This is a genomic window from Bacillus sp. DHT2, assembly GCF_026241455.1.
Lineage (GTDB): Bacteria > Bacillota > Bacilli > Bacillales > Bacillaceae_G > Bacillus_A > Bacillus_A pseudomycoides.
Map to the genome: position 1 here is coordinate 494906 of NZ_JAPHWH010000001.1, position 24770 is coordinate 519675.

Genomic DNA, 24770 nt, shown 5'->3' on the forward strand with positions numbered 1-24770 from the left:
ATACCCAATAGCCTTGCAAACTTCTGATTACACAGAAGGGCACTGCATTCTTATATAAATTTTATATAAATTCATTATTAATAATATATTATCCGTATTAAAATGTGGTCTTTATAATGAAGATATCACTTTTAAAAGGAGGAACTAGAATGGAGTTTAGTAAACTTGGCAATAGCGGATTAACAATAAGCAAGATTGCATACGGAAACTGGATAAATCATGGGGGTAAAGTAGATGAGGATACTGCAAAGGAGTGTGTTAAAGCAGCACTAGATGTCGGTATAACAACATTCGATACTGCTGATGTTTATTCAGACACTAAAGCTGAAGAAGTACTCGGCCGGTCTTTACAAGGTATACGACGGGAGAGCATTGAACTATGTACAAAGGTGTGCCATCCGACTGGGAATGGGCAAAACGATAAAGGTTTATCACGAAAACATATTCTAGAAAATTGTAATGCATCGCTGCGTCGGTTACAGACCGACTATATTGATGTCTATTATGCACACAGATTTGACCCAACTACTCCTCTTGAAGAAACGATGTTAGCTTTCGCAGATCTTGTAAGACAAGGTAAAGTGCTTTATATCGGTGTAAGTGAGTGGACAGCAGAACAAATCACCCGTGGTGCAACACTTTCACGGGAATTGAATATTCCGCTCATCGCTAGCCAACCCCAGTATTCAATGTTGTGGAGAGTTATCGAAACCGATGTGATACCAACCTGTCAACGTGAGGGACTTGGGCAAGTAGTATGGTCGCCTCTCGCACAAGGTGTTCTCACTGGAAAATATCACCCCAAAAAACCAGTACCAACTCAATCACGTGCTAATTCCCCTGCTGGCAAACCATTTTTTTATAATCTTGCACAACGTTGGATGAATGACAATGTGCTCACTGCTATCCAGAAGCTCAAACCCATCGCACAAGAGATTGATCTTACCCTCGCTCAACTCGCAGTAGCTTGGGTACTACAAAACCAGAATGTTTCCTCAGCAATTATCGGTGCCTCGAGACCGGAACAGGTAAGAGAGAATGTGTTCGCTTCTGATGTCAAACTGAAACCTGAAATAATGAATCAGATTGACAAAGTACTAGAAGGTTTCGTTGAGTACGATCCGAGTAAAACAGGTTAAGTTTTTGCACGTGACTTAATCAGAAATATATAAAAAATCTTTGTAGTCTTACTTTAAAACTTAAGTTAAATTAGAATTCTTCCTTTGTAATATTTTACTACCCATCCCATCAGGGTGGGCTTTTATTCTTGGTGATCAAGTTGTAAAATCGAATACACCTCTCTAACAACTGTTAAGAAATGATCTACTACTGCAGATTTTTCATCCTGTCTCCATCCAACATATAGATTTACTTTTGGTGTAGTCTCTTGGATTTTTTTATAGATAACCCCAGGGCGTTTATAACTTTCCACCGACGATGGAACGACAGAAACTCCCATTCCTGTTGCAACTAAATTAACAATAGTTTGCATTTGAACAGCTTCTTGAACAACATTTAAACTTACACCATGATCCCCAAAATAGTTAATAATTAAATCATAAAAATTTGGACCAAAATGACGAGGAAACAAAATAAATGGTTCATCAATTAACAATTGGAGTGGAATTTCGGGCAATGAGGTGAAAGGGTGATCTTGATGTAAAACCAATCTTAAAGATTCTTCAGAACAAACTTCAGAAGATAGTATCCCGTTGTTCTGTTTAGAACGAATAAATCCAATATGAATTTGTTTCTCATAGAGTGCTTTTAGTTGCTGCTCCGTTGTCATTTCACGCAATATAAGATGGATTTTAGGAAAGCGTTCTCGAAATTTATTAAGAACTTCTATAACGATTTCTGTGGAATCGACAAAACCGATTATTAAGTTCCCTATTTTTCCTTCAGCTGCAAGTTGTGTTTCTTTTATGGCTCTTTCTAATTGAAACAGTGTTTGTTGAGATCCTTCTAAAAATATCTTCCCAGCATCCGTAAGCTCAACCATTCTTTTTGTTCGATGAAAAAGTTGAACTCCCAATTCTTCTTCTAATTTACGAATTTCTTGGCTTAGAGGAGGTTGTGCCATCCTAAGACGTTCTGCTGCACGACTAAAATTCAATTCTTCTGCCACCATTATGAAATATCGCATTTTCCTAATATCCATTTTCATCCATCCCTTCTACTAAAATCTAATAAGGACTTCTCTTTTATTATCAAACTTATTTAGGTGCCTAGTATTTTCGTAGCCATGCTTTTTATGTTTTACGGCTCTTTGGTATTAGAGAGAGGAGATGTTTTAGAGTTTATCGATCAGTTCCATAGATAAGGGGAAAAATACCTCTCTTCAAATAACCTGTCAGTTAGTTAAGTAATTACACAAACCCACTTTAACATAATATCCCACTTTTGAATCGAAATTTTCTGAATAGGGGATGAAAGAAAAAAGGTAGATTAAAAGTTTTTCTCCTTCTGCAACTAACCTGCATCGTTAGTTTAAGTACATTTCTTCACAATCTTTATAGTGATATTAACATAAATATCCAATTAAAAATCATCTTATTTGTTCAAATTTCTTCGGGTTAAAAATGAGTGGAGTATTTCAAGTATGCATAGATGCATTAACTTTTCTTATCTTACTCATAACAATTGTTTGTTCATTGCCTTATATTGAAATGGAAAACATAAATATAAACATTTCATTAAATGAAATACACCCTATTTTACATGCTACATTATTAATATTTTAGTCTTTTTTGGATGGGAAGCAATTTCAAGTTTAGCGCCTGAATTCAAATCTCCGAGAAAAAGAAATATCTTTTTTTCAACAGGTGCTGCGATTATTATTATTGGCCTTATTTATATAGGAATTGCTATTTCAGTAATTGGGACAGGAGAATATTCTATAAAGTCTGATAATAGTACCGCTCTTGTAATCGTTATAAAAAATACATTAGGTGACCAATTTGTATGGTTAGTTGGATTAGTAGCTTTCATGATTTGTTTAGGTACAACAAATGCATGTATAGCAAGTATGAGTCGGCTGGGTTATTCTCTAGGAAAAGAAGAATTTGCACCTGAATATCTGGGGTATTTGAATAACAAAAGCAATACACCAACGAATGCTTTAATGATAGTAGGTTTCATCGCAATAACAGGGCTTTTAATAAGCTTCTTTTTTCATATTCGCGTAGATCAATTAGTGCTAATCCCTAATTCATTAGGAATTGTTACATATATTGTAGGTACTGCAGCGGGAATAAAGCTAATCAAGAATAGACTAGGAAAGATTTTTTCTGTAACAGCATTCACATGTTGCGTAATGGTATATCCGTTTATTGGTGATGTAATTGCCATTCCGATTGTAGTTGTATTGATGTGTTTGGTGTATATATATCAAAAAGAAAAGGTAGTAAATACACGCTATATAAATAAGAAGAAATAGAATAGGAAAGGAGTGAAAGTAATACTATTTAAAATACCTGCACAAAAGTCGGAATATTTCAAGATGTTGAAATTTAAGTGATTCATATATAATTAGCTAATGAATGCATTATTGTAACTATCTGTAAAAACAGGAGGCTATAAAATGAATCAAATGATCAATCATCCAACGCGATGGGATTTGGAAAGGTTATATCCTGAAACAAAAGATCCTACGTTTTCTACAGAAATAGAGATAATCGAACAATTAATAGGAACATATAAAGAAAATAGCGACCCAGCAATCCTCTCAAGAATTATACAAAGAATTGAAAAGGCAGAGTATTACTTTTATTGTCTTTCTGCTGAACACGCAGATGAATTTACAGCTGCTTTACCTCATACAAAAATAAATAAGTTGAAAACAGAGGTTCGTTTATTACTACAAGAATCGAATCATGAAAAAAGTAACTTCTTCGAAAATCAAAATATCAACTTTATAGAAAATGAATTAAAAGCTTGGGAAGACATGTACATACAATTACGAAATAGATTAGAAGTACATCATAATAACGAGATATTATCATTTGGAAAAGCAAATTATCTTGCGATGAATGGTGAAACTCATCATGAAAGATTAGCGGTATTTTCTTCTCTTACAGAGGCATTGGAAAAGGAGAAAACAGTATTTGCTAGCGTACTTAATCAAATAGGTAGATTGCGTAACCTAAAAAGTAACCTGTTACAAGAAAAGGAGGTATTGTCACAATCGCTTCAAGCAAACGGTATTTCTAAAAATGCATTATTGGAAATGTGGAATGCTATTGAAGGGAATCTTGAAAAGTTATCGAGTGTTATAGCGTTTCATAAAAGAAGTAAGGAGACGTTTACTTGGCATGATTTGATGACATTGGAAGAAAATAATCAGGTTCAAATTCCGTTTTCAATAGCAGTAGAAAATATATATGAGGCCTTAAAGGATATCGATGAAGAACTAGCTCAATTTGCACAGCACGCTATTATGAATGGTTGGGTTGATGCTGAGCCAAGAGATAATAAGCCACCTAGTGGATTTTGCGCTCCTTTTTTAAGTGAAGGAGAATCTCGAATTTCATTACGGTATGATGAAACAATTGATAGTGTAAGAATATTAGCTCATGAATTAGGGCATGCATGGCATTTTTATGTAATGAGCAATGAGCAGTCTACTGCTTTTTTAGATGACTACCTTCCAATGTGTATGGCAGAATCAGCATCTATTTTCTTTGAGATGGTACTTGTAGATTACTTAGTTAAAAGAGCAGAAAGTGAAGAACTGAGAAAATCATTGCTTAGCTGGAAAATCAGAAATAGCTTTAATTATGTAATAGCCATTCGAGCTTCATTTCAATTTGAGCAAACATTTTATGAAGAAAGTCAAAAGGGACCTTTAAGTGCGGATGAATTAGAGAGATTATCTATACTTTCACAAAAAGCAGCTTATGGAAATTCTTTAACAGAATATCAACCTTTTGTTTGGATGAAATATGGTCAATTTTATACAGCGAGTGTTCCTTTTTACAATTATCCATATACATTTGGTTATCTACTAAGTTTAGGATTATTAGAAATTGCAAAACAAGATGGTAGTGAGTTTCATTCTAAATACAAAAAATTCTTGTGTGAGACTGGAAAACGCCCAGTCGAAGAGTTGGTGAAACAATACTTTCACATCGACCTTGCTGATAATGAGTTTTGGGAGAAAGCATTACTTCAAATAAATAAGGATATTGATGAGTATTTACAGTTTGTACAAGAGGAAGTTTAAGTCATTTATTATAAGAGAACACATAGGGGAAGTGTATATAAGAAATGGAACAACAGTACATAAAAGGCATACCATTTTGTAGCTTAGAGTATAAGAGAGTAATAGATTTATTAAAAAATTGGTTATCTGAAAAGGAAAATAAACCAAAGTTTATTGTTACGGCAAATCCCGAAATTGTAATGTCTGCTAAAGAAACTTCAGCTGTATCTGTACGTTTTAAAAAGATTTTGTTATCAGCGGACTTAATAACAGCGGATGGAATAGGAGTAATACTTGGTTCTAAAATTTTAAAAGGAAAATTAAAGGAGCGCGTTACAGGTGCAGATTTAACTCATGACTTAATAGAGTATTGTAATCAAGAGGGATACCGGGTGTTTCTTTTTGGTGCTGCACCAGAAAGTAATGAGAAAGCATTAGAAAATTTGAAAATACGTTTTCCACATGCGGTTTTCGAAGGACAGCATGGCTTTGTGAAAAATGAGCAGATAGAAGAAGTCAAAGTTCGAATTCAACAATTCGAGCCACACTTGCTATTGGTAGGATTAGGATCTCCTAAGCAAGAGGTATTCATCTATGAAAATCTTCAAGAATTAAACGTACCTTTATCTATTGGTATTGGAGGTATGATTGATATTTTATCCGGCACGGTAAAACGAGCTCCGAAACTAATGAGGGATACTGGTACAGAATGGTTATATAGGTTAGTAACACAGCCTAAAAGAATAAAACGACAGTTAATACTTCCGAAATTTTTACTATCGGTTATGGCTGAGAGAGTTAGAAAAAGCGTGCAGTAACTTTTTATAATAGAAACTTCATATATAATCGAGAAGAGGTAGACGACAAATGAAAAAAATCGGTATTATTGGAGCCATGCAAATTGAAATAGACTTACTTTTGGAAAAGTTAGATGTTCACGAAGAATATACAATTGCAAGAATGCCTTTTTATAAAGGAATATTTATGGATAAAGAGATTATTGTTACTCGCTGTGGTATTGGGAAGGTCAATGCCGCTTCATGTACACAAATTTTAATAGACAAATTTGAAGTGGATTGCATGATTAATACAGGTATTGCGGGAGGGTTACATCCTGATGTTAAAGTTGGTGATCTAGTTATTTCTACGAACGTTACACATCATGATGTAAATAAAAATCAAATGAAGAATCTGTTTCCATTCCAAGAAACATTTATTGCAAATCAGGAATTAAGAGAACTTGCACGAAAAGCATGTAATACCAGTGGTTTAGACATAAATGTTCATGAAGGAAGAATTGTAAGTGGGGAATGCTTTGTTGAAGATGCAAAGCTAAAAGAGAAATTGCTGGATGAATATGCGCCTCATTGCACTGAAATGGAAGGATCAGCAATTGGGCATGTTGCCTTTATCAACGATATACCGTTTCTTATAATTAGAAGTATTTCTGACAGTGCGGATGATGATGCAACTAGTTCTTATGAAAACTTTGCAAAAATTACAGCCGATCAATCTTCAAGAGTTATAATGGAAATGATTAAGAATATATCAAGTAACACAGTTGTATGATTTATATGTAAAGAAGGGCCTCTTTAATAAAAGAGGCCTTGTTAAGTTAAAAGAAATTTTTAACAGAGAGGTGATTATAATAAAGAGTGTAGAAATTAAAAAGATTATAGACCTTTCACAACTTGATATCACTCATCTTATAAAAGAAAGTAAAGAAGAGGGATTTCATTTTCTTCTGAAATTAGTAAATGAATACAAAAGCAAAACGAACACCTTTAGTAAGGTAGGGGAAGGCTTATATGGTATTTTCCAAGGAGATACTCTAATTGGAATTGGTGGCTTAAATAAAGATCCATATACGAAAACTGAAACGATTGGACGGTTAAGAAGGTTTTATATTTCCAAAGCATATCGAAGGAAAGGGCTAGGAAACTTATTATTAAAGAGGATACTATCTGATGCAAGAGAACATTTTCAAATTGTCGTTCTATATACAGACACAGAACGAGCTAGTCAATTTTACACTTCAAATGGATTTCTGAAAAGTGAAGAATATAAAGGATCAACCCATTATGTAAAATTATAAAAAAGATTCCATAGACGATGTTTTATGGAATCTTTCTCTTTCTATTAGTGATTATGATGATGTAACTTTCAAATGCTTTAATAAATTTTCAGGATGACCTTGTACATAATAAAAGTGTGGATTATTTTCATCATCATAAATCATGATATATGGCTTTTCGTTAAGCGGAAGGAGTACAAGAACTTCATCTATCGTTGTATGTATCCATTGATTTGTGATGACTACAGGTTTAGATAAAGGGATTTTCACCATATGTCCAGTTTTAGGGACAACATTTAGATTTTTAAATGCTCCGGTAATTGATTTTGCATATTGTATCGCCTCTTTTTGAATTTCTGTGTTTAGAGATTGTTTTTGTATGACCATTTCCTTTTGACAATCAAATACCTCAATTTGTTTATTTGTTTCTGCGAGAACAGTTGTGGATAATAAAAATGAAAACAGAAAAATGAATCCTATTTTTTTAAACATGGAACAACACCTCATATTTACTATACCCCCAAACCCTATAAATATTTTTTGTCACATTCATGTAACAAAAATGTTGTAACATAACAAAGTAAAATAAGAAATTCATGTTACTTTGTTATGAAAATGATTACAATTTATAAGGCACATATATATAGTTAATGGAGGAAGGTACGAGTGAGAGTATTAATCGCAGATGATGAGCAGGATATGCTTAAAATTTTAAAAGCTTATTTTGAGAAAGAAGGGTTCCAAGTTCTTTTAGCAAAGGATGGAGAAGAAGCACTTGAAATATTTTATGAAGTGAAAATTGATTTAGCAATTTTAGACTGGATGATGCCAAAAAGGAATGGGATCACTGTATGCCAGGAAATAAAAAAGAACTCGAGTGTGAAAGTATTAATGCTTACTGCTAAAAGTGAAAATGAAGATGAACTTGCGGCCTTACAAAGCGGGGCGGATGAATATGTGAAAAAGCCATTTCATCCAGGGATTTTACTTGCAAGAGCTAAAAAACTACTGAATCAAGATGAAGTCATACAAGTTCAAAATCTAAAAATAGATTTGATAAAGAATAAAGTATATAAAAGTGATAAAGAATTAGAAATTACAAAAACAGAGTTAGAATTAATTAAATGTTTTTTAAATCATAAAGGTACAATATTAACACGTGAAAAATTACTAGATATCGTATGGGGATTTGATTATTTTGGAGATGAGCGAACAGTGGATACACATGTTAGACGATTGCGAAAAAAAATAGGGGAAGATATTATTAAAACGCACCGCGGTTTAGGTTACAGTTTGGAGGATGAACGTGAATAAGCTTGGTAAAAAACTTTTTTTTAGTATATCGTTAACAATCGTTCTTATATTTACTATTTCATTATTGTTAATGAACTATTTTTTACCGAAATATAATATATACAAAACACGAGAAAAATTAAATATCATTACAGATCAAATCCAGTCTTCGTCTGTTGAACACTTAACAGCTACTATAAATCAAATTGAGAATGAGAATAACGTAACAATTGTGTATACTCCTATAAAAAATACAGAGGATGAAATTAATGAATCGTTACGCTCTGGGCTTATAAAAAAAAGAGTAACATTGAACAAGTTTTGGATTACAAAAGAAGACGTAATGAAAGTAAAAACTTCTGGACAAGCAAATAAATTATATGATCAAGAGAAGCTAAAAGCGAGCTTTTTTGCGAAATTTATTTCGAAAAATGAAATGTTAATCTTAGTAGGAGTATCTATCGCTCATTCGAATGAACTAATCGAGACACTTAATACATTTAATATATATATTTTTGGTTTTTCAATATTTCTTGTCATTGTACTTGTTTGGATATTATCAAAAACGATTACAACACCGTTGAAAGAATTAAGCGATGTTGCAGAAGATATTTCCAATCTAGAATTTAAGAAAGCAAAAGTGAAAACAAACGATGAAATTGGCGATTTAGCCAATAGTATTAATATTATGAGTGATAAATTATATGAAGCTCATCAAGATTTAACGAATAGAAATGAACATTTAAAACGGTTTATGGGGGACATTACTCATGAATTAAAGACCCCCATCGCTTTAGTCAAAGCATATTCTATGGGGATTAAAGACGGTCTCGATGATGGGACATATTTAGATACAATTATTAAACAAACTGATCAAATTTCAAATTTAATAGAAGAGTTATTACGTTTTTCGAAATTAGAAAGAGACTTGTTACAAAAAGAAGAAGTGCAGATAGAACCCCTTATTAAAAGTATAATTGATAAACATGAAATTGAGTTCCACGCAAAAGGTATACATTTACAAATAGATTGTCGTGCGAGAGATGCTAGTGTTTATGTAGATTTGGATAAAATGAAAATGGTATGTAATAATTTAATTTCAAATGCAATCAAATATACAACAAATCAAAATATCAAGATTGTATTGGAAGAGAGAAAAGATTATGTATATTTTAGTATCCAAAATGGAATTGCTCCTGAAGTAAGTACAGATATCGAAAAAATTTGGGAACCATTTTATGTATTAGAAGCTTCACGTAATAAAGAAATATCAGGAACTGGATTAGGATTAGCCATTGTAAAGAGTATTTTAGAACGACATGGTTTTGAGTATGGTGTCTCCATTATAAAAGAGGAAATACAATTTTATATGTATATGGAAAAGAGTTTACGAAAGTTAAACATACGATAATTTGAAGAGGATACCATGTCCAATATAAATTAATTTAGAAAACAACCTATATTAAACAAGTCATTATCCTGACCAATAAACAATACTATAAAGAGAAAAATATAATGGGGGTGGAGTCATGGGAGTTGTTAACGCTACAGATGCAGATATTGCACTTTTAGCAAGATTACTCAGAGCAGAAGCCGAAGGAGAAGGAACTCAGGGTATGTTACTCGTCGGAAATGTAGGAATTAACCGACTAAGAGCAAATTGTTCTGACTTTAAAAACCTTCGTACCATTAGACAAATGATTTTCCAAGAACATGCATTTGAAGCTGTTACGCATGGATATTTCTATCAAAGAGCAAGAGAAAGTGAAAAACGTTTAGCTCGTCGAGTTATCAATGGAGAGAGGTACTGGCCTGGAAAATTTAGTTTGTGGTATTTTAGGCCACCAGGCGATTGTCCTCAACAATGGTATAATCAGCCCTTTGTAGGACGTTATAAAAAACACTGTTTTTTTCAACCAACAGCCGAAACCTGTGAACAAGTTTATAACACATTTTAAACACTGATAAAAAAGTCTGTAATTACAGAAAAACCAATCCAAAAATGAACTGTACCTTATAAAGTGGACAGTTTAATAAAAAGACCTTTAGAAATTAAGCACTTAAAAGATGGTTCCGGTATTGTACCGGAACCATCTTTTTGAGTGCCCACGATTCGGGGTACAGTTCAGATAACTTTCGTAAGTTCTTTTTATTTTTTTAAATTGTATTCTGTCAAATAGATGTCACATGAACATTTTATAGTATAGGTATACAAGGATTGAGCATAAACGATATAGGAGATATGAATCTATGAAACAATTATTAAAATATATAGTAGTAATTTGCACGTTGACGCTTTTATGTTATGCAGCTTATATGAAGTATGAAAAACAAAAAGAAATTGAAAATAATAAATTAGTAATTACTGAAATCTCGAAGCAGTACGGTATACCAGACTGGATTCCACTTGCAATTGCTGATCATGAAACAAAATTTAATCGAAAAGCTGTTGGAGATAAAGGGACATCTTTTGGGCTATTTCAGTTACATCGGGGCGGATTAGCACCTGCACAATTATCAGAAGAGAACTTAAAAGATGCAAAAACGAATGCAACAATAGCAATCTCACATATGGTGAGTTCCTATAAACGTGGAGTAAACAAAGGATTAACAGAATTAGCTCTTTTAAAATATGTTGCCAATACATCGGGATGGCCTGGAAATTTAGGAGAAGATTGGACAAATAATAATACGAAATATAATGTTGGGTTAGAGAAATCCTATGAGCTATATAAGGGAGAGTAAAATATAACAAATTCCTCAAGTTTTCACCTCTTATAAACTGAATTTTCTGTTATTTTGCTGTATAGTGAAAGAAGTGGTAGAAGAATATAAAGGGGGAAGGAATTTGAGGAAAAAACAGTTTGTAATTGCGCTTTCAGCAATGTTTTCTCTAACACTTACATCTGGCATATCTAGTATTACGGTACATGCAGAGCAGAAAGAAGAGAATTCAAAGAAATTTACTTTACCGCTAAATGGGAAAGTACCAGAAACGTTAGCTCAATCGGCAAAGATTGAGTTAGAAAATGGAATGACGAAACCAATTTATTCACTTGATGAGGCAATTGTAGAAAATTTATTTGTAGAAACAGAGATTGATAGTGACCGAGATGGTAAAAAAGATCGTGTATCGGTAAAGGTAATGCGACCGAAAACAGAACCGGGTGTGAAAGTTCCTGTTATTTATGAAATGAGTCCTTATCGTTCAGGGATAAATAATGTACCAGTTTATAATGTAGATGAAGAATTACATCCTACGGAAGGTAAACCTTATGCAGGACCAGCTAACCTCGGTTCATATGGAAATTATTATGTTCCTCGTGGATATGCCGTTATTTTAGGTGAAAGCATTGGTACTGGGAAATCAAATGGATGTCCAACAACTGGTGACGAACAAGAAATTATCGGTACAAAATCTGTTATTGATTGGGTAAATGGAAGAGCAAAAGCATTCACAGAATATGGTGAGGAAATACAGGCGGATTGGTCTACAGGAAATGTCGGGATGACAGGTGCTTCATATAATGGCACATTGCCGAATGCTGTTGCAACAACAGGAGTTGAAGGGTTAAAAGCAATTATTCCTATTGCCGCGATTAGCAGTTGGTATGATTATTACCGTGCAAATGGTGCAGTTGTTGCACCAGGTGGTTATCAAGGTGAAGATACAGATAATATGGCCGAAGCAGTATTAACGAGAAAAAATCCTGAAGTTTGTCAAAAAATCATTAAAGAGCTTACTGATGGGCAGGACCGAAAAACAGGAGATTATAATGATTTTTGGGACAAGCGTAACTACGTGAAGGATGCAAAAAATATAAAGGCAAGTGTATTTGTTGTACATGGTTTAAACGATTGGAATGTAAAGACAAAACAGTTTTCACAATGGTGGGAAGCTTTAGGAGAAAATAATGTGCCACGTAAAATGTGGTTACATCAAGGAGGGCATGGGGAAACATCTAGTAATAACTGGCAGCAAACACAAAATAAATGGTTTGATTATTGGTTATACGGAATTGAAAATGGAATTATGAATGAACCGATGGTAGATGTACAGCGAGAAAATAAAACGTGGCAAAAATTAAAAAATTGGCCAGACCCTGCAGCAGCTCCGTCTAAAATACGTATGCTTTTAAGTAATAAAGCAGTAGATTTACCGCTTCGAATGGGTGCGGTACAACAAGTGTCTTCATTGTTAGATGATGCAAAAATTAAATCGAATCAATTACTAACAAATCCAGAATTAGAATCACCAAATCGGTTAGTATATGTAATGCCTAAGCTCGAAAAAGAAATGAGAATAAGTGGTACACCAAAAATTTCATTTAAGGGGAGTATTGATCGTCCAGTTTCAAATTTAACCGCATTACTTGTTGATTATGGTGGTGAGAAACCAGAAATTGTGACGAGAGGATGGATGGATCCACAAAACTTGAATGGAAAAGAAGAGTCAACACCAATTATACCAGGAAAAGATTACACATTTACATGGGACATGCAGCCGGATGATTATGTATTCCAAGCCGGCCATCAAATCGGAGTCGTATTAATTGCAAGTGATTATGACTATACGATTCGTCCAAAAGCAGGGACGAAACTTACAGTAAAATTAAGTGAATTAACACTGCCAATTGTAAAATAGAAGGAAGCCTCCGAATGTGGAGGCTTTTTTTGTACTGAAAAAAGGGGATGGATTCTAACATCAAATTGCCGAAAGGATGTTAGAAAGGGAATGAAAGAAACGAAGAGAGTATTTCTAACTAGAAGGATACCCTACATTCTTAGTATAAGTATTATGTTATTTTGAAATAACAATAGATTTATTATATAATATTTTCGTATTAATAATGGAGAATAGTAATTTTTAAAATAAGGAGAATGTAATATCCTATGAAAGATGTAGATTTTATACTAGAAAGTGACGAAACATTAAAGCCATCTGAACGATTAGTATTATTACTATTAGAAAAACATAGAATTCTATATACAAATGATCTGCTAGCACTATCTAATTTATCATATAAAACATTAACGGATTCATTAACTGAACTCGTAGTAAAATCATATGTATTAAAAGAGACGGGGAAGGGAAGAAGGCAAAATTGCTATAGGCTAATGTAAAAATTATTGTATCTATAAAAGAATATAAAAATCATTTTTTAAATGAAATACAAAAAAACATTTTCGAATTTTATTTGAAAAAATACAATTTAAATAGGCACCTACTAATGATTGTTTTTATATTAAAACTAATTAATCATTTTCGTGTTTTTAAAAAGATATTCGAAATAAAAAAATGAAATGTAATAAAGTCACTGCGGTACGGAGTTTTTTTATTTCTATATAAACGCGGCGGTTTATTTTATAGAAAGATACAAAAATATATTTTTGATTAAACCCAAACAGTTTATTCTAAAAATGAATTATTTTTTTATTTGGTAACAAAGTAATGAAAATGAGGTTTAATATTTATAATATTATTATGTAAACTATAATGGGTTGAAAAGGAATTCTCCATGTTTAATAGAATTATTTCATAGTTAAAAAATGAAACGAGTCTATGTAAGAGGGGGATAAAGATGAATCCAATTGTAGCAATTACAAATGCTGTAATGAATGGAGAACAAATGTAAAGTTTGTTGATGAAGGACATATTATTACTTCTGGAGGAATTTCGTCCGGAATTAATATGTCATTTCATATAGTGAAAAATTTATTAGGGGTAGAAATTGCAGAAGCAATAGCAAAAAGAATGGAGTATGATATTGAGTTGTGCAATTAGTTGAATATGAAAGTCTTATTTATGTAGTGGGATAAAAAAGATCAGTAACAATGAATTGTTACTGATCTTTTTTTGTTTAAAGCTTTCGTATATATGCTAATTCTTCTTCTAATAGAAGTGGTCGTACAGAAGCAGCGGCATTTTCGGCTGCTTGATTAGCTGTTTTTGCTCCGGGAATAGCAACAGATACAGCAGGATGCGAGAGCACATAACGAAGGGCCAACTGCCCCAAAGTTTGTTTAGGGTTTGAAAGGGATCTCAATTGTTCAACCTTTCGTAAATCATCTTGAAACCATGTTTCTTTTGGCCAATCTTGTCGTAAATCACCATCAGGGAATGTTGTTTGATCAGTAAATTTTCCTGTTAATATTCCCATTTTTAATGGTCCACGAATGACAGCTCCTAAGTTTTTCTCTTGTAAGTAAGGTAAAATATCATTTTCAGGTTCTCGGTTAAGTATGCTGTAGTCAAGTTGTATAACATCAATCTGCCCGTCTTTATTAAAATTTTTAATATATTGTAAATCATGCGTAGAAACACCAACTGCTCTTACTTTTCCATCTCTTTTTAAAATTTCAAATGCGCGAAGGAACGCTTCGGTTTCTTCTTTTTTATCCCACCAAATATGACAAAAGTAAACATCAATGTAATCTGTTTGCAGGCGAAGTAAACTAGTTTCAAATACTGCAATTACTTTTGCTGCTGTATCGTAGACAGGTTCTCCATCAGGATCATAGTGATGACCAATTAAACCTCCCTTTGTGGAAAGGATGATATCATTACGATGTTCTTTGATTGCTTGTGCCACTAATTTTTCACTATGACCTAAACCATATACATCAGCGGTATCAATAAAATTTACTCCGCATTCAATTGCTTTTTTCATTGCAGAGATAGAATGTTTGTCATTTACAGGACCCCATTCATCGCCACCAATTGCCCAAGCGCCAAATCCAATTTCAGAAACGGTTAAACTGGTTTTTCCTAATGCGCGGTATTTCATTTGTTTACCTCCTTAATAAAAGGAATCCCTAATAAATTATTCACTGAAAAAGCGAATGTGTTTGTGAGATCTTTTTGCTTAGCTTAAAAACATAAAACACTAATATATAGCACAAAAAATAAAATTTTCATCTGAAATATAGAGATGTCGTCGAAAGCTATCTCTAATTGGTTAATTTATGAGATTTTTTTATGGAGGAGCTTATTTTACGAGAAGAGAATTTAGGTTAGTAAGAAAGTATGCCTGTGGTAGTGAAATAAAATGGGTTAGGGGGATTTAAAAAATGAGGAAACTCAAGAAAGTAAATGTTCCTAATACACCACAACAAACACAGTCTAATGAATACCGAGTTATGAATAAGAGAAAATTGCGTCGGTTTATTTTAGCTTTTATTTTTATTTTTTTAGCAACTTTTTATGTTCAATATATCCTTACTAAGCAACAAGAAATGATTGTAGAAAAGCGAGATACGATTAAAAACCAGCAAAAGCAATTACTTTCTTTAGAAAAAGATTCGCGTTATTTAAAGAGTAAAGTTGAAAATTTGACAGATAATGAAGAAGAAATTTTAAAGTTTGCGAGGAAAGAGTATCAATTCTCTAAGCCGAATGAAACTATATTTGTACTACCTAAGTAGATATACAGTAATGAAAGGAAAACATCTGTAACAGTTAGCAAATAGCTAACTGTTTTTTTATATTAAATATTTTTATTCGTTCTTTGTAGGCAGTAATACTTTCTTATTTTATAAAAAGATATGTCATAACTGAGAATCTGTATAGATGGTATAATTCTCAAAAAAGGAGAGGGTAATATGAAAAAAGCAGACTTTATATATGAATTAGAGAAACGGATTGAAAGTATAAACGGAGACGTAAGTATCATGATCCAAGGGGAAATTATGTATCGGTACAATGAACAATTGGTGCATCCATCAGCTAGCCTTATTAAGTTACCTATTCTTTCATGTGCTATAGAAAACATGAAGGATGGAACCTTAAATCCATATGAATTAATTCCTATTTCATCCCTCGAAAAGACTGGAGGAAGTGGCATTGTTGCTGCATTACATACACCAAATGTAACGATACAAGATCTCATTACGTTGATGATTACAGTTTCTGATAACACTGCGACAAATTGGCTTATAAATAAGTTGAAAATAAATGATATTCAAAAACATATTGATTCACTGCAGCTAAATGGAACGAAACTACAACGATATATGATGCAAACACCTAAAGAAACGGGAAAGGATAATTTCACAACAGCTGAAGATATTATATCTCTTCTAAAGCATTATGATAACGATGAACAATTTTATTACCCACTTGAAAAACAACAATTAACTCATAAATTATGTGGGAATTTAGAGGGGATTGAAGGACTTTCCATAGCAAACAAAACAGGAGAACTGCAAACTGTTACACATGATGCTGCACGACTAAACATAAATAACAAAACGGTATATGTAGCTGTTTTAAGTTCGAATGTTGAATGTGTAAATCATACGAATTATATATTTTCAGAGATTGGACATTTAATTGTACAATATTTACTAAAATAAATATTGTTAAAATTCTGTTAATTGTATATAATATACAGTAAGCGGATACATTTCTTAATTAACGATGAGTCTACAGCTTATCCGCCTGTTAAGAAAACCGTTATCCTTGTATAAGAAAGGAAGATTTATGTGTACGCTTCTAATACGATTTATATCGTAGGGGACGCAAAAGCACCTCAAAACAATCCAATTACAGAAAAATTTAAAAGCTATTTTGTTGCATTTGTTGTTGAAAAAGATACAGGGAAAATTGTAGATGCGGATTGTTCAGCAACCATTTCATTAACTGCTCAATTTGTAAAACATTTATTTCTACATAGAAATATGAATGATCCACAATTAGTAGAAGAAATTAAAAATCGTTATTTCGGATCATCTCAAAAAGCATTGCTTGTAGCATTAAAAGATGCACAAAAAAAATATAATCAAATTGCTGCTTTGTCTACACATTCATAGACAAAATCCAGCCATAAGATTCATTCTTATGGCTGGATTTTTTTATTGGACAGAAAGGATGAATAGAAATGAAAATCATGGATCTAACAGTAAAACGTCGCTATATTAAGCTTCATACACCATTTAAAACAGCTTTGCGCACTGTAACAGAAATTGAAAGTATTGATGTTTTTATTCACACAGATGAAGGAATTGTAGGAAAAGGGGCTGGGACTGCGACTCCAGTTATTACTGGGGATTTTGCGAGTGGAATGGGAGAAGCTATTTTAGGGCCAATCCGCTCTGTGTTAATCGGGAAAGAATTGCAGCAATTTCAAACGTTGTTGTTACAAATCCAAATGAGCTGTGTAGGCAATACGAGTGCGAAGGCAGCAGTAGATATGGCTGTATATGATGTGTATTGTCAATTTCATAATATCCCATTATATGCGTTATTAGGTGGAAAGAAAGAGATTCAAACAGATATTACAGTAAGTGTTGATGAACCTTTATTAATGGCGAAAGAAGCAAAAAGTCATGTGGAAAAAGGCTTTAACACATTAAAAATTAAAGTTGGTAAATCAACAGAATTGGATTTAGAACGTATTGAAGCGATCAGAAATGTTGTGCCGAAGGATGTAACTTTGCGATTAGATGCAAATCAAGGATGGAGTCCAAAAGAAGCTGTATCGATTATTCGAGAAATGGAAAATAGAAATTTAAATATAGAATTTGTAGAACAGCCCGTTCATGCGAAAGATTGGGAAGGAATGAAATATGTAAAAGATCATGTGCAAACACCAATCATGGCTGATGAAAGTGCTTTCTCGGCGCAAGACGCTTTAAAGCTTGTTCAAGGGCAATACGCCGATTTATTAAATATTAAATTAATGAAATGTGGCGGGATACGGGAAGCATGGAAGATTGCCGATATTGCTGGCGCTGCCGGTGTAAAATGCATGGTTGGTAGCATGATGGAATCATCGCTTTCTGTGGCGGCAATTGCACATGTAGCAGCCGCTCATCCAAATATTCACTACTTTGATCTTGATGCTCCTTTATGGTTAATGGAAGAGCCAAGCGGAATCACATATAACGGACCAAGGGTAAACCTGCATCACGCAGTGAATATAGAATAAAGTTTCGGCAGAAGAGTTGTTTTTGATGTCACACTTTGCTTGAACAGGGAGGCATATTAATAAAAGGAGGATGTGTTTATGAGAAAATCCATTACTTTGCTTTTTAGTTGTTTGTTAGTATTTTCATCTATTTCAGTTGCAAATGCTGAAGAGGTAAAAAGTAATCAAGCGTATGTAGATGTGGCAGCAGCAACATTATGGACTGGGCCAAATTTGCTTCGTCCAATTGATGAACCAAGTGCGATGAATCCTGTTAATCTATGGAAATGGACGAAATCGATGACGCTCGATGAAAAGCTTTGGTTAACAAGTACAAATAAATTAGAAACACAAGCTTTATTAGGGCAAGAAGTAACAATCATTGATCGGCAAGGTGAGTGGGCAAAAGTAGTTGTTCATGGCCAGCCAACGCCAAGAAATGAAGCGGGATATCCAGGATGGGTCTCGGTAAAACAGCTAACCTATAATCAAGAATTTGCAGGGAAAAAGGAACAACCATTTGTTCTTATTACAAAACCGACAGCTATTTTATACATCAATCCATCTGATAAATATAAATCTTTAGAGGTTAGTTATAACACACGCTTACCGCTAATAAGTGAAGATAATATGTCGTTTCGTGTATTATTACCAAACGGACAAAAAGCATGGTTACGGAAAAATGATGGAAAGGTTTATAAATCACAAAATGAAATCCCTATTCCAACGGGAGATGATTTAGTGAATACTGGGAAGTTATTTTTAGGATTGCCGTATATATGGGCTGGAACAAGTGGTTTTGGCTTTGATTGTTCTGGTTTTACACATACAATTTACAAATCTCATGGTATTACAATCCCGCGTGATTCTGGTCCACAATCAAAAGCAGGTATTGCTGTTGAAAGAGAAAACTTGCAAAAAGGTGATTTGCTGTTTTTTGCTTACAATCAAGGAAAAGGAAGTGTTCACCACGTAGGAATGTATATTGGAGATGGGAAAATGATACATTCTCCAAATGCAGCAAAAACAGTTGAAATTATACCAGTAGATACACCAGGTTACATTGAAGAATATGCAGGGGCACGTCGCTATTTACCTTAATGTGAAAGATTAGTAGGAATTTAAAAAGGGGGTTTTAAAGTGAAAAAGGTTATTCGCTTTTCATTAGTTAGTACGTTACTTCTTTCTTCGTTTTTAGCTGGTTGTGGAAAAGAAAAGTCCACGACAAAACCAAGAGAAGAGAAGAAAGTATTGCAGTTAACAGAAACAGGAGAAATTCCATCATTAAATTCCTTAAAAGTAACAGACGCTGTTTCATTTAACGTATTAAATAATGTAATGGAAGGATTATTTAGACTTTCAAAAAATGATGAGGTCATTCCTGGAATTGCTCAAAAGCATGAGGTTAGTAAAGATGGGAAAACATATACATTTCATTTGCGTGATGCGAAATGGTCTAACGGTGATCCTGTAACAGCACATGATTTTATATATGCTTGGAAGCAACTTGTTAATCCAGAAACGGGCTCTGAATATGCATATATCATGTATGATGTGAAAAATGCAGAAAAGATAAATAAGAAACAAATTGGATTGGATGAATTAGGAGTAAAAGCTCAAGATGATAAAACGTTTACTGTAGAGTTAGAACATCCTGTCCCTTATTTTACAAAATTACTTTGTTTACCATCCTTTTATCCAATTAATGAGAAGTATGCGAAAGAACAAGGAAATAAATATGGTTTAGAAGCAAATAAAACTCTATATAATGGACCATTTACATTATCAGAATGGAAGCATGAAGCAAGTTTTACAATGAAGAAAAACAATCAATATTGGGATAAAAAAGAAGTGAAATTAGATGAAGTAAATTACCAAATTGTTAAAGAAATTTCGACCGTAGTAAATCTATATCAAACAGATAAAATTGATCGTGCTGTTATTTCAACAGAATTTGTTGATAAATATAAAAATGATAAAGAATTGAAACAATATACAGATCCGGTTATGTATTTCTTCCGATTTAATGAAAATGTACCAATTCTAAAAAACAAAAATGCCCGCCTCGCACTTAGCATGGCTTTTGATAAAAAGGGACTTGCGACTTCATTTTTAAACGATGGATCAGTACCTGCAAACTACTATGTTCCAAATGGCTTTTTAAAAGGGCCAGATAAAAAAGATTTCAGGGAAACAACGACAGAGTTTAATAAAACGAATGTGAACAAGACAAAGGAATATTGGGAGAAGGCCAAGCAAGAAACAGGAACGAATGAAGTTACGTTGGAAATGTTAAACTATGATTTAGAAAACTTTAAAAAAGTAGGAGAATATATTAAAGAACAATTAGAGAAAAACTTACCAGGATTGACGATAAAAGTGAAACTACAACCACATTCTCAAAAACTAGCGTTAGAGAAAAAGAAAGAATACGAAATGTCATTATCGCGTTGGTTACCGGATTATCCAGATCCAATGACTTACTTAGATGTCTTTATTTCAGAAAGTGGTGTCAATAATACTGGCTATGCAAATCCAGAATATGATGCATTAATTAAAAAGACAAAAATGGAATTAGGAAATGACGAAAAGGCACGTTGGAAAGCGATGCAAGATGCAGAGAAAATGCTATTGGATGATGCGGTAATTGCACCGGTGTTCCAGCGCGGATTATCTTATTTACAAAAACCATATGTGAAAGATTTATATGTACATCAATTCGGACCCGCGACTAGCTTGAAATGGGCAAATGTGAAAAAATAAAATGAAATATACAAAAAACAGACTGTGCCTAGAGAACAGTCTGTTTTTGTATATAACAATGTTTCATTATTGAAATTAATAAAAGAGAGAAAAATCATGCTATAATTTACCAGGATAAAAATTAAGATTTTATTGAAGGGGGAAAGGATATGTTTATTCATGTGAATGTAAAATCAATGAATACGAAAAGACTCTATATGAGAAAACCTCGTTTAGAAGATGTGGATGCTTTCTATCAAATTGTAAAAAACAATGAGGTAGGTAAGTGGCTTGCGATATCTAGAGGTATGTCACGAGAAGAAACTGAACAATATATTGGAAAGTTCATAGCGCATTGGAATGAACATAATTTTGGTGTATGGCTTATATTCAATCCTATCACGAGGGAAATGATGGGACACTGTGGTTTAAGGTATATTGATGGAACAGAAGATTTAGAAATCATGTATCTTCTCGATCCGAAGTTTTGGGGAAAAGGATATGCTACAGAAGCAGCCCATGCATCGATTCAATATGCTTTTCATGATTTGAAAGTCAAAAAATTAACTGCAAGAATTAGAATTGCCAATGAGAAGTCAAAGAATGTTTTAGAAAAGGCTGGATTTAAGTACACACATGATGTGGATTTTGATGGACATCAATTATCATATTATGAGTATAAGAATTTATTCTGATGGAAATTTGAATATTCATACAAATTACCCAGATAGTTTGTAAACATCGTATAGATTTATATACAAGTTTAACTTGTCGAAAGATAAAATCATTACTGAATTTAGAGTGTGAAAGAAATACAAAATCTTGTATAATTAAAATGTTTACTTGGAAACATTTCTTATAATGGATGCGTACATAAGTTGTGATAAGAGGGGGAAATACATGTAAATGATAGATGAATAGAATGGAGCATTTTTACGGAATAAAGGAGAAGAGAAAGAATGATGACGTGTTGTAAGCAAGGGTTAGAATTATTAGTAGACATGCAATATCGAGGTAATAAGAGAATGATTGTAAGTGGTTCTAGTGTAAGGTGGGTAAACAAATGAAGATGAAGCATGCTTTTGGCCCAATCATTTTAGCATGTATAATCTTTATCGTTATATTGCTTATTCCATCTAAATATCTAGTTTCACTTATTAGTAATGAAAAGGTAGAAGATGCGGCGACTTCATTACAAAAAGAAAAATTACAAGGTGTTTTTTTACAACAAAAAATGTTGGAGAATTTGAATTATTTGCCGATGTACGGTTCATCTGAATTTTCCCGAATGGATGCATATCATCCGTCTAACTATTTTAAAGTAAAACCCGAAGGATTTACACCGTTTCTAATAGGAACTGGCGGAACGCAGAGTCTTGCTCATATTTTAAATGTGACTTCCACAATGGATCAATTAGAAGGAAAAAAAGTAGTATTTATTCTTTCACCACAATGGTTTACCAAGCAGGGGGTAAATGAAGGGAACTTTAGTAGTAACTTTTCTAAACAGCAAACATATCATTTTATTTTTAATGATCAAATAAAACCTGAAATGAAAAAGAAAATTGCGAAGCGGTTGCTAGATTTTAATGTTGTCCGCAAAGATTCTATATTAAAAAGCTCACTAGAAGGTATTGTATATAATGATACAACTCATAAGATAAAAGCGGGAGTATTGAAGCCGATTGCCTATATAAACCGAAACATTGCGGATCATAAAGATTTAGTGACATCTATATTCAATATAAAGCCAAAAAAAGAACAAAGAAATATGGAATTACGTTCACTTTCCTGGGAAGAAACAAGAAGGCATGCTGAACAGGTTGGGAAAGTAGAGTCTACATCAAATACATTTGGAATTGAAAATCCATATTACTATAAAAACAAATTTCAAAAGAAATTACATGGATTAAAAGGATATAAGGCAAAAGAATCTTATGATGAATCGCCAGAATATGAAGATTTACAAATTATTTTAGATATTTTTAAGCAAAAGAAAGTGAAACCGCTTTTCATTTCTGTTCCTGTAAATGGACCTTGGTATGATTACGCAGGGTTCCCAAAAGAACGTCGTGATGTTTATTATAAGAAAGTTCGAGAACAAGTTGAGAAAGCTGGATTTCCAGTTGCAGATTTTACTAGTCATGAATATGACAAATACTTTCTAAAAGATACCATTCATTTAGGATGGAAAGGCTGGGTATATGTGGATGAAGCATTACAACAATTTCATGCAGGGAAATAAATTTTAAGATTAAACCAAAAACAGGAACGGCTTTTTAAGCTGCTCCTGTTTTTTAATACAAAGGATTCTGATGTGGACAATTAGGAAATGGATGTATATCTTGAATTTGCCTAAAGTCATAATGTTTCATTGCGAATTGCGCTTGATACAAGTATTCATACAAATAAATATGTCCACCATGCACACCGCATAAAACTCCAGATGTACCCTGACCATTTACGAGAGAAACACCAACGGGCTGACCAATTAAATATTGTACTTTTTGTTGCCAATGCATGTGTATATCCCTCCTTTTAAGATAATATACAAACTTAGAGAAGGAATGGTTGCTTATCTAGTTAATTTTACATAGGAGGATTTTAATACTTATTATCAATTTGGGAAAGAAAGTATGAAATTAAATGATTATTTCTTGGATCTTGTTCAACAGGATTTAAAGCATAAAGAAGAAATTTGGGATCTTTTAGAAGATAAGCATATCAAATTATAAAAGTAAGAATAAAAGAAAAATGAAATAAAACATCATACATCTAATTGAATGTATGGCGTTTTATTTCAAATTCATTGTCTCGAATGATTCATTTAAACAAGTTTTCTTCGTTTCTTTAGCCATATTTTTAAAGTGAAATACAAAACAATTAGTATTACTCCGCCAATTGCAAACGATGTTACATACGGCCCAGCAACTTCATTGATATTGCCCCAATTTTCTCCTAGCTTTTCACCTAAATAGATAAAGATGATTGACCACGGGATAATCGCAAGCGCTGTAAGGGTAATAAATCGGATAGGTGACATTTTTGTAATGCCGGCAGGGATTGAAATGGCATGACGAACGACTGGAATGAAGCGTGCTGTGAAAATAACACCGGTTCCATAACGATTAAACCATGCTTCTGCAGGATCGATTTGTTTTTTATGAATGAAAATGTACTTGCCATAACGCTCTAGTACAGGTCTTCCTCCGTAACGCCCAATCCAATAAATAAAGATTTGTGCGATAACACCACCAATAGTACCAAATGCAATGGCGCCTATAAATGAGATGTTTCCTGAAGATACTAAATAACCTGCATAAGCGAGAACGATTTCACTTGGAATAATCTCAATCATGAGTCCAAACATTATGCCCCAATAACCTAGTCCTTCTAAAAATAGTAATACAGAATGAATAAAACTACCTAACATGTTGCACCTTCTATTTAATAGATTTTTTCAAATGGTAAGAGGAGAAATACTACTTACTAATAAAAAATAATATGTACACAATTTCTTATATACAGATTATACCTTAATTGTTGATTT

Annotated in this window: 24 protein-coding genes and 2 pseudogenes; 21 read left to right on the plus strand and 5 right to left on the minus strand. The window is 33.1% G+C overall.

Annotated features, from left to right (window positions below; translation table 11 throughout):
- Positions 1-149: 149 nt before the first annotated feature.
- Positions 150-1139: an aldo/keto reductase family protein gene (locus tag ORL93_RS02775; protein ID WP_018780661.1), complete on the plus strand. Its 990-nt coding sequence runs from the start codon at positions 150-152 to the stop codon at positions 1137-1139.
- A gap of 122 nt (positions 1140-1261) precedes the next feature.
- On the opposite strand, the gene ORL93_RS02780 is transcribed toward ORL93_RS02775, so the two are convergent.
- A complete protein-coding gene (locus ORL93_RS02780) occupies positions 1262-2161 on the minus strand; it encodes a LysR substrate-binding domain-containing protein (RefSeq protein WP_029426842.1) in 900 nt (299 codons plus the stop codon).
- Positions 2162-2564: 403 nt separating this feature from the next.
- On the opposite strand from ORL93_RS02780, the pseudogene ORL93_RS02785 reads away from it, so the two are divergent.
- The 5 genes and pseudogenes from ORL93_RS02785 to ORL93_RS02805 form a co-directional block, all read left to right on the plus strand.
- Positions 2565-3439, plus strand: a pseudogene (locus ORL93_RS02785) (APC family permease); the annotation flags it as partial.
- 144 nt (positions 3440-3583) lie between these two features.
- Complete coding sequence (locus ORL93_RS02790; RefSeq protein ID WP_097794923.1) at positions 3584-5224, plus strand: M3 family metallopeptidase; 1641 nt, start codon at positions 3584-3586, stop codon at positions 5222-5224.
- 44 nt (positions 5225-5268) lie between these two features.
- Entirely contained in the window at positions 5269-6021 is a 753-nt protein-coding gene (locus ORL93_RS02795) for a WecB/TagA/CpsF family glycosyltransferase (protein WP_018780657.1), read from the plus strand.
- A 49-nt stretch (positions 6022-6070) separates the two neighbouring features.
- The gene (locus ORL93_RS02800) at positions 6071-6772 is read left to right on the plus strand and encodes a 5'-methylthioadenosine/adenosylhomocysteine nucleosidase (RefSeq protein WP_097794922.1); all 702 of its coding nucleotides are present in this window, start codon (positions 6071-6073) and stop codon (positions 6770-6772) included.
- Between the two features lie 76 nt (positions 6773-6848).
- Positions 6849-7298 (plus strand): GNAT family N-acetyltransferase, encoded by a 450-nt coding sequence (locus tag ORL93_RS02805; RefSeq protein ID WP_371399142.1) that lies wholly within the window; start codon positions 6849-6851, stop codon positions 7296-7298.
- A 51-nt stretch (positions 7299-7349) separates the two neighbouring features.
- Here ORL93_RS02805 and ORL93_RS02810 read toward each other — a convergent pair whose 3' ends face one another.
- Entirely contained in the window at positions 7350-7769 is a 420-nt protein-coding gene (locus ORL93_RS02810; protein ID WP_018780654.1) for a hypothetical protein, read from the minus strand.
- A gap of 174 nt (positions 7770-7943) precedes the next feature.
- On the opposite strand from ORL93_RS02810, the gene ORL93_RS02815 reads away from it, so the two are divergent.
- The 7 genes and pseudogenes from ORL93_RS02815 to ORL93_RS31215 form a co-directional block, all read left to right on the plus strand.
- Positions 7944-8591 carry a response regulator transcription factor gene (locus ORL93_RS02815; RefSeq protein ID WP_097794921.1) on the plus strand — a complete coding sequence of 216 codons (648 nt, stop codon included), beginning with the start codon at positions 7944-7946 and terminating at the stop codon, positions 8589-8591.
- A complete protein-coding gene (locus ORL93_RS02820) occupies positions 8584-9981 on the plus strand; it encodes a sensor histidine kinase (protein WP_018780653.1) in 1398 nt (465 codons plus the stop codon). Before ORL93_RS02815 ends, ORL93_RS02820 begins: the two co-directional genes overlap by 8 nt.
- Positions 9982-10099: 118 nt before the next feature.
- Entirely contained in the window at positions 10100-10528 is a 429-nt protein-coding gene (locus ORL93_RS02825; protein WP_006095076.1) for a cell wall hydrolase, read from the plus strand.
- A 292-nt stretch (positions 10529-10820) separates the two neighbouring features.
- Positions 10821-11315: a transglycosylase SLT domain-containing protein gene (locus ORL93_RS02830; protein WP_097794920.1), complete on the plus strand. Its 495-nt coding sequence runs from the start codon at positions 10821-10823 to the stop codon at positions 11313-11315.
- A gap of 103 nt (positions 11316-11418) precedes the next feature.
- The gene (locus ORL93_RS02835) at positions 11419-13215 is read left to right on the plus strand and encodes a Xaa-Pro dipeptidyl-peptidase (protein ID WP_265958589.1); all 1797 of its coding nucleotides are present in this window, start codon (positions 11419-11421) and stop codon (positions 13213-13215) included.
- Between the two features lie 248 nt (positions 13216-13463).
- Complete coding sequence (locus ORL93_RS02840; protein WP_003198034.1) at positions 13464-13694, plus strand: hypothetical protein; 231 nt, start codon at positions 13464-13466, stop codon at positions 13692-13694.
- 505 nt (positions 13695-14199) lie between these two features.
- Positions 14200-14355: pseudogene (locus ORL93_RS31215) on the plus strand (DJ-1/PfpI family protein); the annotation flags it as partial.
- A gap of 76 nt (positions 14356-14431) precedes the next feature.
- Here the strand turns inward: ORL93_RS31215 and ORL93_RS02845 are convergent.
- Complete coding sequence (locus tag ORL93_RS02845) at positions 14432-15358, minus strand: aldo/keto reductase (protein ID WP_018780651.1); 927 nt, start codon at positions 15356-15358, stop codon at positions 14432-14434.
- Positions 15359-15641: 283 nt separating this feature from the next.
- Here ORL93_RS02845 and ORL93_RS02850 point away from each other — a divergent pair, with 283 nt between their 5' ends.
- From ORL93_RS02850 to dltD, 8 genes are all read left to right on the plus strand, one after another.
- A complete protein-coding gene (locus ORL93_RS02850) occupies positions 15642-15995 on the plus strand; it encodes an FtsB family cell division protein (protein ID WP_018780650.1) in 354 nt (117 codons plus the stop codon).
- Positions 15996-16172: 177 nt separating this feature from the next.
- Entirely contained in the window at positions 16173-16925 is a 753-nt protein-coding gene (locus ORL93_RS02855) for a serine hydrolase (RefSeq protein WP_018780649.1), read from the plus strand.
- 129 nt (positions 16926-17054) lie between these two features.
- Entirely contained in the window at positions 17055-17381 is a 327-nt protein-coding gene (locus ORL93_RS02860; protein ID WP_003198042.1) for a DUF3870 domain-containing protein, read from the plus strand.
- 68 nt (positions 17382-17449) lie between these two features.
- Entirely contained in the window at positions 17450-18499 is a 1050-nt protein-coding gene (locus ORL93_RS02865) for a dipeptide epimerase (RefSeq protein WP_003198044.1), read from the plus strand.
- A 78-nt stretch (positions 18500-18577) separates the two neighbouring features.
- Positions 18578-19579: a C40 family peptidase gene (locus tag ORL93_RS02870; RefSeq protein ID WP_097794916.1), complete on the plus strand. Its 1002-nt coding sequence runs from the start codon at positions 18578-18580 to the stop codon at positions 19577-19579.
- A gap of 39 nt (positions 19580-19618) precedes the next feature.
- On the plus strand, positions 19619-21241 hold the full coding sequence (locus ORL93_RS02875) for a peptide ABC transporter substrate-binding protein (RefSeq protein ID WP_097794915.1): 1623 nt from the start codon (positions 19619-19621) through the stop codon (positions 21239-21241).
- A gap of 149 nt (positions 21242-21390) precedes the next feature.
- Positions 21391-21915: a GNAT family N-acetyltransferase gene (locus tag ORL93_RS02880; protein WP_040119603.1), complete on the plus strand. Its 525-nt coding sequence runs from the start codon at positions 21391-21393 to the stop codon at positions 21913-21915.
- A gap of 368 nt (positions 21916-22283) precedes the next feature.
- The gene (gene dltD, locus ORL93_RS02885) at positions 22284-23465 is read left to right on the plus strand and encodes a D-alanyl-lipoteichoic acid biosynthesis protein DltD (protein WP_018765678.1); all 1182 of its coding nucleotides are present in this window, start codon (positions 22284-22286) and stop codon (positions 23463-23465) included.
- 52 nt (positions 23466-23517) lie between these two features.
- Here dltD and ORL93_RS02890 read toward each other — a convergent pair whose 3' ends face one another.
- Together ORL93_RS02890 and uptA are read right to left on the minus strand one after the other, a co-directional pair.
- A complete protein-coding gene (locus ORL93_RS02890; protein WP_006095066.1) occupies positions 23518-23742 on the minus strand; it encodes a hypothetical protein in 225 nt (74 codons plus the stop codon).
- Between the two features lie 305 nt (positions 23743-24047).
- Positions 24048-24653, minus strand: coding sequence for an undecaprenyl phosphate transporter UptA (gene uptA, locus ORL93_RS02895; protein ID WP_265958590.1), 606 nt, complete (start codon positions 24651-24653; stop codon positions 24048-24050).
- Positions 24654-24770 lie beyond the last annotated feature (117 nt).